Here is a 9535-nt window from a genome sequence, read left to right on the forward strand (position 1 = left end):
TAATTGGAGTTGCAGGTAGGCAGCAAGCGAATGCATCCCAATGAGCTTACCCAAGTAAGTGATTTGGGTAAGTGAACGTAGCTAACACCCCTGCAGCTTCAAGTACGAAGGGTATAGATACAACGAAGCCCTGAGTTAGCAATAACTCAGGGCTTCTGAATGTTGGCGGTGCGGACGGGACTCGAACCCGCGACCCCCGGCGTGACAGGCCGGTATTCTAACCGACTGAACTACCGCACCACACTGCTGTTCCGGTTAAGAACGAATCGAATATTACGTATGCAAGACAATCTCGTCAACACTTTTTCCAGTAAAATAAGCCGTTTGCACAGTTTTTCATCTGGATATCACTTTATTCAGCGTTTGCACTATTTTCTGCGTCGATACTGTCGTCTGTCTCCAGTGGCATACGCCAGAGACAGCTACCCCCCTTTTTCATCACCAAATCCAGACGTGATTCATGAGCAGCCAACTCATCTTCAGCAGCATAAATTATTTTCAGCCCAGATGCTGGGCGAGTAATACGCTGGATACCTTCTGAAGATTCATTCTGCGACTGATCACCTTCCATTGAGAAGGAAAGTGACGTCTGACCGCCGGTCATCGCCAGATACACTTCCGCCAGAATTTCGGCATCGAGTAATGCGCCGTGCAATGTCCGTTTGGTATTATCTATCTGGTAGCGATCGCACAGAGCATCAAGGTTATTTCGCTTGCCGGGGAATAAGCGCCGCGCCAGTAATAAGCTATCGGTGATGGTACAGAAGGTTTCAGTTTTCGGAATGTCCTGCTGCAACATTCGGAACTCATAATCCATAAAGCCGATATCAAACGCTGCATTATGGATGACTAACTCAGCGCCACGGATAAACTCGAGAAACTCCGGTGCAATATCCGCAAAGGTGGGTTTATCAGCTAAAAACTCGTCGCTGATACCATGAACCCCGTAAGCCTCCGGATCGACCAGACGGTCAGGTTTGATATAAACATGGAAATTCCTACCGGTCAGACGACGGTTGATCACTTCAACTGCGCCGATCTCAATAATCTTATGGCCTTCATAATGAACGCCCAGCTTATTCATACCGGTGGTTTCAGTATCCAGAACAATCTGTCTGGTCGGTGTAACTTGCATATTGCCAGTGCTCATAGCGCTCGTTTATGTCAGACTTAACGTTTAATCAGATAGGAAGAGTCTACCAGAGATGACTAAACAGGTAGAAATTTTCACCGACGGATCTTGCCTTGGCAATCCCGGCCCCGGTGGTTATGGCGCAATTTTGCGTTACAAACAACATGAAAAAACCTTTAGCGCTGGCTATTTCCTGACAACAAACAATCGCATGGAACTAATGGCTGCTATCGTGGCGCTGGAAGCGTTGACCTCACCTTGCGAAGTCACTCTTAGCACCGACAGCCAATATGTGCGCCAGGGGATTACTCAGTGGATTCATAACTGGAAAAAGCGCGACTGGAAAACCACCGACCGCAAACCGGTGCGTAATGTCGATTTATGGCAGCGACTGGATCTGGCTATTCAAACCCATCAAATACAATGGGAATGGGTAAAAGGCCATGCGGGACATCCGGAAAACGAGCGTTGTGATGAACTGGCCCGTGAAGGCGCAAACTCACCGACGTTAGAAGATACCGGTTATAACCCCAATTAACCTTTCAACCTTAATGTGACTGCACCATCAAGGTTGATCACGATAGCTTTTCGTTGCCCCAACAGCTCGGCTGAACCACGGTTTACGCGCGCCGAACTTCATCGGATTAAACGTTAACGGAATAGTGCGTTTGCGGGCAACAATCAAGCTGACACACCCCAACGCCGGCAGATGGGTGCTGATAAAGCGCCCACCTTCTTTATGCCACGGCAACACATGAAAGCGTGACAAATATAAAACTTCATAATTTAATAAACTGAGCCAATCCAATAAGCGCATTTGAGTAAACATGCGGCTAACATGGGGTTGCCGCTGACGCAATAACGGCACCAACTTCCCCGCCCCTAAGAGGCTCATTGGATTAAAATTGCTGATAACCAACCAGCCGTCATCAATCAGCACCCGATCCACCTCACGTAAAATGCGGTGCGGATCAGCAGCATAGGCTAAAGTATGGGACAGTAAGCAAGCATCCACCGATTTTTCAGCAAAAGGTAACTGATATGGGCTGGCAAGCACCTGCATATTTTTGCCCTGCTCCCCCACATTCACCTGATGGGAGATAGCGCATTTATCGCTGGCGATTTCGGCACTCAAATGGCCTATCTTCAGTAAGTGGAAACCAAAGAATTTCGGCCACCAGGGCTGCAACTGCAGCTCAATTGCTGCACGATAATACTCTCCCCAAGGTAACTCAGCCCAAGATGCGGGCGCATCGATCTTTTGGCGTGTTTGTGCTGGTTTCATGTTTTAACGTCTTCTTTCAAACTGTTGCCAATAAAAGAGGTATCTAATGAATCTTATCAGCATTCCAGCATTTCAAGACAATTACATTTGGTTGTTGGCAGATACACAAAAGCACTGTGTCATTGTTGACCCTGGTGAATCAGCCCCCGTACTGGCCGCACTGAGCCAAGGCCAGTACCTTCCTCAGGCCATATTATTAACCCATCATCATCACGATCACGTTGGGGGCGTCGCTGATTTGCGCCGCCATTTCCCCGAAATTCCGGTCTATGGGCCACAAGAAACCGCAAATAAAGGTGCGACAATTATTGTCAATGGGGGCGATAACCTGAGTATTGGTGGCCAAAACTACCAGATAATTGCCGTTCCCGGCCACACCCTTGGGCATATCGCATACTACAGCAAACCTTATCTTTTCTGTGGTGATACGCTATTTTCCGCCGGCTGCGGCAGACTATTTGAGGGCACTCCGGCGCAAATGTACGCATCGATTCAACAGCTCGCACAACTCCCTGATGACACCTTAATTTGCAGCGCGCATGAATATACTCTCGCAAATCTTAAGTTTGCCCGTTTTATTCTGCCCTCAGATCAAGACATTGCTACATATCAGCAGCAAATCATGCAATTACGAGCAAAAAACCAACCTAGCTTACCCGTAAAATTGCAAATTGAGCGGAAAATTAATGTTTTTTTACGTTGCAATGACATTGATTTACAAAGAAAAATAGGCGTAATGTCTCCACCGGACTCACTTGTCTCAGTTTTTTCCGAATTACGGGCACAGAAAGACCGCTTCTGAGCTTTTAGTTGTGTTTTTTATCGAAGCAAAGTATGATTGGTCGTCTTTTAAGCAACTACATTGACACACACATGAAGACCAAAGCGATATTTCTCGCCTCAGTCTTGCTTGTTGGGTGCCAGACGTCCAAGGTGGGCGTTCAGGCTCCTGTACAGCATGCACAGAGTTTGTCTTCGGCAGGTCAAGAGAGTGAAGCAGGAGAGTACACAAATAGCGCCCGAGTGGGCAGCGCGCGATGGCTGGATAGTGAGAGTAGCCTCGCGCAACAAGATTTGTGGAACTTCATTAGCGACGAGCTGAAGATGAAGGTTCCGGAAAATTCCCGGATCCGTGAACAGAAGCAAAAGTACTTAAAAAATAAGAGCTATCTCCACGATGTAACATTACGGGCAGAGCCGTACATGTACCTGATAGTCGAGCAGATTAAGAAACGTAAGATGCCGATGGAATTGGTACTGCTACCCATAGTGGAGAGCGCTTTTGACCCACACGCGACATCATCCGCCAACGCCGCAGGGCTGTGGCAGATAGTGCCAAGTACCGGTCGAAATTATGGCTTGAAACAAAACCAATGGTATGACGGCCGCAGAGATGTGGTTGCTTCTACCAAAGCAGCGCTTGATATGATGGAGCGCCTGAACAAGATGTTTGACGGTGACTGGTTGTTAACAGTCGCTGCGTATAACAGCGGTGAAGGCAGAGTCATGCAAGCGGTGAAAGCAAATAAGGCAAAGGGTAAACCGACGAACTTTTGGGCATTGTCGCTTCCTCGTGAAACATCAATTTATGTTCCAAAAATGCTGGCCTTGGGTGATTTAATCAAGAACAGCAAAAAGTACGGTATAACCTTACCTGAACCCGACAAAGACCGTGCATTGGCGCGAGTTGATGTTGGTCAGCAGATAGAGCTAACTCAGGCGGCTGAGATGGCGGGGATGTCACTGACAAAGTTGAAATCCTTTAATTCTGGGTATAAGCGCAATGTAACGGCACCAGCTGGACACGGTCCTCGTTATATTATGTTGCCGAAAGCCCATGCTGAGCAGCTTAAAGATTCATTGGCAGATACTGATATTGCCGCCGTTCAACCAACCAAGTTGGCGCAGAACAGCACAAAATCAGCATCAAATTCGCAGTATAAAGTTCGTCCCGGCGATACCTTATCTACGATTGCCAAGCGGTTGAATATCAAGACCAGCGATTTGCAGAGTTGGAACAACTTAAGTGCCAAGAGCACCTTAAAAGTTGGGCAAACCCTGCAACTGGCAAGCAATACAACAAGCAGCAACAGCATCACCTATCAAGTTCGTAAAGGTGATTCGTTTGCCAGTATTGCCAAGCGTCACGGTGTAAACACCGACGATGTGATGCGATGGAATTCGGTAGTCAGCAAAGCTAATAAATTGCTGCCAGGTTTGAAATTGACGCTGTTCGTTAACGGCAAATCAACCCCGGACGCATAAATTCAGAATCATTACAATGCTGTTAAAAAGCACCCTTCGGGGTGCTTTTTTTATGGCTGAAACTCAACCAGAAGTGGATTGTGGTCCGAGGCTCGTGTCACTAATACTGAGGCATCTGCCAGAGTAAGGCCGCGATAAAACACGAAATCGAGAGGTTTGCCGAAAGCACGACTGCGGTTATCGGTACTAAATTCAACTTCTTCCAGACCCAAACCTTGGGCAAAACGCTGTAAAGCATTAACCCGCTGGCGACTCCAGGCATTGAAATCCCCCGCTAAAATAACCGGGCCACGGTGCATCGCAATTTGTTCACCAATCGGCTCTAACTGTTTACTGTAAACATCAACACCCAGACTAAAATTCACCGCGTGAATGTTCACAACCATCAATAAGCGGCCATCATGAATAGGATAAACAGTAATTAACGCCGACTTAGACAAGCGCAGCAGCGGCTCCCGTTCTCTCAATGGGCAACAGTAGACTGGGTGGGTGGCCGCTAATGTCATCACGCCTGAAGGGTGTTGAGGCAATGCAAATGCAGGAACCTGATCAGCCGCCTGATAATGAGACGTAGCAAACCTCACCAACTCGGGTGTTGTTTGTGCTTCTTGCAGTAGCATCAGTTGAGCATCACGTCCGAATTCTTTAAGCACAGATAGCCATTGCGCCCGCTGCTGCTTAAAGATATTCCACACCATTACACGCAGAAATTCAGTTGTCGGCAATGGTGCGCCTGGCGGTAACCCTTGCCCCAATTGTTTCGCGGAGCCTGGGAAAATCTGTTCAACTGGTTGGCCTGCAACATACCGCATTGCATATGTTCGTTTCGGCACTTTAATGGCTTATTCCTTATTCGAAATCATGCTGGCTGGTAAGATAACCGCAGCTGATAGTTCACTGATTATACGCGCAGATGTTCCAGTCAGTAATGTCTTTTGCCCATGTTGTCTTTTTGATATTGGGATACTCAGGGATAGATTCAATCTATGTTATTCATAATGCACTAATAAGGCCTCTATGAACAAAAAAGCCCACAATGTGGGCTGAAAAAATAGAATTAGCTGGCAACCACCTGGTTTGAGTGTTTTTTATCCAGTTTACCGCTTAGCCTCACCAAAAGTAATGCAGCAACAACAATCACTCCGCCAATCCATGGGGTCTGGGCTAATCCCACGCGAGTCACTGCCTGCCCCCCAATAATTGACCCTAACGCAATTCCTACGTTAAATGCAGCAATATTCAAACCAGAGGCGACGTCAACGGCATGTGGTGTATATTCTTCCGCCTTTTGCACCACATAAACCTGTAACCCAGGAACATTACCGAAGGCAAAAACCCCCATAACCAGCAAAGTAATCAGTGACGCAATACTATTGTTGGCGCTGAACTGGAAAACAAATAATAGACCTGCCAATGCAGTAAAGATAAAGCTCAAAGCAGGCACGGCACCATGGCGATCAGCCAGTTTTCCGCCCCAAATATTGCCAATCGCAACGGATATACCGTACGCCAGCAAAATCCAACTTACCGCAGCAGCCGAGAACCCCGCCAACTCTTGCATAACAGGAGCCAGGAAAGTAAACATGGTAAAGAAACCGCCGTATCCTAGCGCAGTGATACCGTAAATCAGCAATAAACGTGGATGGGTGAGCACCTGTAATTGTTGTTTGATACTGGCCGATGCTTTATTAGGTATATTATTTGGCACCAAAATAGTACTGGCGATAATGGCAACAACACCGATCAGTGACACCGCCAGAAACGTTTCTCGCCAGCCAAAATGCTGCCCAATAAATGTCCCTAACGGAACCCCTGTCACCAGAGCCACCGTCAAGCCACCAAACATAATGGCAATAGCAGAGGCTGCTTTCTCTTTAGGCACCAGGCTGGTTGCAATGGTCGATCCTATTGAGAAAAATACCCCGTGAGCTAAACCGGTTAATAAACGGGCGACAACCAATGATTCGTAACCCGGTGATTGCCAAGCTAATAAGTTACCTAACGTGAACAAAATCATGAGTCCAATCAACAGCACTTTTCGAGGGATCCGCCCTGTTAATGCAGTCAGCACCGGAGCACCAATAGCCACTCCCAATGCATAAATTGAAACTAATAACCCCGCCGATGGGACAGAAACACCCAGTTGCTGAGCGATCGTCGGCACCAGCCCGACAATAACAAACTCGGTAGTACCAATAGCGAATGCACTGATGGTCAGTGCCAGTAAAGCGAGTGGCATTATAAACTCCAGAAAACAGTGATGAAAAACAGCTCAATTTGATAGCGGCTATTATGGGCCTATGTTTAAATGACAAAAATGCTCAAAATATCAAAATATTTTTGCTGGAGTGGCAACAATGAAAGCAAACTCAGATGAACTGATTACCTTTGTCACTGTGGTGGAATGTGGCAGTTTCAGCCGTGCCGCGGAACAACTCGAGCAAGCAAATTCAGTAGTAAGCCGAACAGTAAAGAAACTTGAGAATAAATTAGGTGTCACTTTGCTCAATCGCACCACGCGACAAATCAGCCTGACTCAGGAAGGTGAGCACTATTTTCGACGGGTACAAAGTATTTTGCGGGAAATGGCGACAGCAGAAAATGAGCTTCTTGATAATCAATTAAATCCTAAAGGATTGCTCCGAATTGATGCCTCAACTCCAGTGATACTGCATATTATTGCGCCATTAATGGCTGAATTTCGTCAGCGCTACCCTTTGGTGACTTTATCGCTGGTTTCTTCTGAGACATTTATCAATCTTATTGAGCGAAAAGTGGATATCGCGATCAGGGTGGGAACGTTACAAGATTCAACGTTGCGAGCCAGAAAACTGATGACCAGTTATCGACATATTCTCGCTTCGCCAGCCTACTTGAAGCAGCATGGCACACCGCAGACAGTCGCAGATTTAGATCATCATTTATGTCTGGGGTTTAATGATTTGCCCATATTAAACCGCTGGCCTCTGGCAGGTGCTGATGGACAACTTTATGAGATTAAGTCAGATCTGGCATCAAATAATGGAGAGACGCAGCGTCGCCTGTGTCTTGAGGGTAATGGTATTGCCTGCCTGTCAGATTTTATGATCCAGCAAGATCTGCAACGTGGAGATTTAGTACCGATACTACGAGAACACACTTTGCCAGTCGCAATGCCGATTAATGCTGTGTATTACAGTGACCAGGCGGTCAGTAATCGGCTACGCTGTTTTATTGATTTTATCAATGAACGCCTAATACCGATAAATCCGATAAAGTGAAAACCACCTCATGAGAGGTGGTTTCGTCAGTACTTAATCTAAAGTTAGTCCCACTTTCGTGCTAAACCATCAGGGCTTACCAGTCGTTCATCACGATCTAGCGTGGCGATAAGCGCCATATCTTCTGCGCTCAGCTGTAAATCCTGAGCCAACAGATTGCTGGCTAAATTAGCCACTTTGGTTGATGAAGGAATAACACTGTAACCCAATTGCATTGCCCAGCTTAAAATGACCTGTGCAGGTGTCGCACCACGCTGTCCAGCAATTTCCTTAATAACAGGCTCTTCTAATGCCTTGCCATAAGCCAGCGTCATATAAGAAGTAATGGCAATACCATTTTCCTGAGCGAACTCAACAACCTTGCGGTTTTGCAGTAATGGAGATAACTCAATTTGGTTAGTCGCTATGGCCTCAGCGCCTACTGCAGCTATAGCCTGCTTCATTAAATCAATGGTGAAATTAGAGATACCAATCTGGCGGGTTAATCCTAACTCTTTGGCTTTCATCAACTCAGCCATAAATTCAGCAACAGATACCTCATCATTTGGTGATGGCCAGTGAATCAATGTCAGATCCACATAATCAGTTTTCAGCTTCTGCAAACTCTCTTGCAGGCTGGGAATTAATTTCCCTTGCGCTAAATTCGCAATCCAGATCTTAGTAGTGATGAACAACTCGTCACGCTTAACACCACTTTTTGCGATAGCCTGGCCAACTGCAGCCTCATTTTCATATATTTGCGCTGTATCGATTGCACGATAGCCCAATGCTAATGCTTGGCTCACCGAATCAATAACAACTTGATCTTGGAGACGAAAAGTTCCTAAACCGAATGCAGGTACGCTCATTATCATTCCTTATTTTTTGATGGTAAGTTTGTCTTGAAAAGTAATTAAGAATTTTCATGCAGTCGTAAATCATGGAGCTGATGAAAAACTAAATTAATTATGACAAGAGTTTTACCAACAAAAAATGGTGCATTAAGCATAATACTTATGATTATAAATCAAATATCACACTCAATAATCTAAATGTATTCAGTTAAACGGAGTTATGTGGCCATGCATAAGTGGGATATTCAGTGAATAAGATAAGAGAATACTTAGGAATGGAAATCTAGAGAGGAAGAGGCAAAAATATTAACAACTTTTGGAAGGCAAAAAGACCCTGAATCTAGGATTCAGGGTCTTTGCAATAAGTGGCGGAACGGACGGGGCTCGAACCCGCGACCCCCTGCGTGACAGGCAGGTATTCTAACCAACTGAACTACCGCTCCACCGATTCTTTTACGTGTATCTTCCTGATACCCATCCTTTACAGGACCAGCCTTCCTCGGCTGTGTAAAACCGCTCATCGCGATTTTGTCAGTCACCAGATGTCATTCTGATAACTCGTGTTTGATGCCTGGCAGTGTCCTACTCTCGCATGGGGAGACCCCACACTACCATCGGCGCTACGGCGTTTCACTTCTGAGTTCGGCATGGGATCAGGTGGGACCACCGCGCTATGGCCGCCAGGCAAATTCTGTTTTAATTAACCCGCTCGGTATTTCTACCCAGCCAGCCAATCCAATCTGGAATCATCGCTGAAAAT

The 9535-nt window shown here is 46.3% G+C and carries 9 protein-coding genes, 2 tRNA genes and 1 rRNA gene; 4 read left to right on the forward strand and 8 right to left on the reverse strand.

What is annotated here, in order from left to right; translation table 11 throughout:
• Window positions 1-163 precede the first annotated feature (163 nt).
• Window positions 164-240: transfer RNA gene (locus FTB31_RS06335), tRNA-Asp, on the reverse strand.
• Between the two features lie 112 nt (window positions 241-352).
• Window positions 353-1135, reverse strand: coding sequence for a DNA polymerase III subunit epsilon (gene dnaQ / locus FTB31_RS06340; RefSeq protein WP_050076554.1), 783 nt, complete (start codon window positions 1133-1135; stop codon window positions 353-355).
• Between the two features lie 70 nt (window positions 1136-1205).
• Between dnaQ and rnhA the strand changes: the two genes are divergently transcribed.
• On the forward strand, window positions 1206-1670 hold the full coding sequence (gene rnhA, locus FTB31_RS06345; protein ID WP_019082105.1) for a ribonuclease HI: 465 nt from the start codon (window positions 1206-1208) through the stop codon (window positions 1668-1670).
• A 27-nt stretch (window positions 1671-1697) separates the two neighbouring features.
• Here rnhA and FTB31_RS06350 read toward each other — a convergent pair whose 3' ends face one another.
• Window positions 1698-2417, reverse strand: coding sequence for a class I SAM-dependent methyltransferase (locus FTB31_RS06350; protein ID WP_050076516.1), 720 nt, complete (start codon window positions 2415-2417; stop codon window positions 1698-1700).
• A 46-nt stretch (window positions 2418-2463) separates the two neighbouring features.
• On the opposite strand from FTB31_RS06350, the gene gloB reads away from it, so the two are divergent.
• Both gloB and mltD read left to right on the forward strand, forming a co-directional pair.
• Window positions 2464-3219: a hydroxyacylglutathione hydrolase gene (gene gloB, locus FTB31_RS06355; protein ID WP_227719672.1), complete on the forward strand. Its 756-nt coding sequence runs from the start codon at window positions 2464-2466 to the stop codon at window positions 3217-3219.
• 71 nt (window positions 3220-3290) lie between these two features.
• Window positions 3291-4682 carry a murein transglycosylase D gene (gene mltD, locus FTB31_RS06360; protein ID WP_077174110.1) on the forward strand — a complete coding sequence of 464 codons (1392 nt, stop codon included), beginning with the start codon at window positions 3291-3293 and terminating at the stop codon, window positions 4680-4682.
• 50 nt (window positions 4683-4732) lie between these two features.
• Here the strand turns inward: mltD and FTB31_RS06365 are convergent, their stop codons facing one another.
• Window positions 4733-5515 carry an endonuclease/exonuclease/phosphatase family protein gene (locus FTB31_RS06365; protein WP_005173073.1) on the reverse strand — a complete coding sequence of 261 codons (783 nt, stop codon included), beginning with the start codon at window positions 5513-5515 and terminating at the stop codon, window positions 4733-4735.
• A 224-nt stretch (window positions 5516-5739) separates the two neighbouring features.
• Window positions 5740-6921 (reverse strand): MFS transporter, encoded by a 1182-nt coding sequence (locus tag FTB31_RS06370; protein WP_050076519.1) that lies wholly within the window; start codon window positions 6919-6921, stop codon window positions 5740-5742.
• 118 nt (window positions 6922-7039) lie between these two features.
• Between FTB31_RS06370 and yafC the strand changes: the two genes are divergently transcribed.
• Window positions 7040-7942 (forward strand): DNA-binding transcriptional regulator YafC, encoded by a 903-nt coding sequence (gene yafC, locus FTB31_RS06375; RefSeq protein ID WP_050076520.1) that lies wholly within the window; start codon window positions 7040-7042, stop codon window positions 7940-7942.
• A 44-nt stretch (window positions 7943-7986) separates the two neighbouring features.
• Here the strand turns inward: yafC and dkgB are convergent, their stop codons facing one another.
• The 3 genes from dkgB to rrf form a co-directional block, all read right to left on the reverse strand.
• Window positions 7987-8790, reverse strand: a complete 804-nt coding sequence (dkgB, locus tag FTB31_RS06380) for a 2,5-didehydrogluconate reductase DkgB (protein ID WP_227731227.1) — start codon at window positions 8788-8790, stop codon at window positions 7987-7989.
• Between the two features lie 351 nt (window positions 8791-9141).
• A tRNA-Asp gene (locus tag FTB31_RS06385) sits at window positions 9142-9218 on the reverse strand.
• A gap of 126 nt (window positions 9219-9344) precedes the next feature.
• A 5S ribosomal RNA gene (rrf, locus tag FTB31_RS06390) occupies window positions 9345-9460 on the reverse strand.
• Window positions 9461-9535 lie beyond the last annotated feature (75 nt).

It is taken from the genome of Yersinia proxima (genome assembly GCF_902170785.1).
Lineage (GTDB): Bacteria > Pseudomonadota > Gammaproteobacteria > Enterobacterales > Enterobacteriaceae > Yersinia > Yersinia proxima.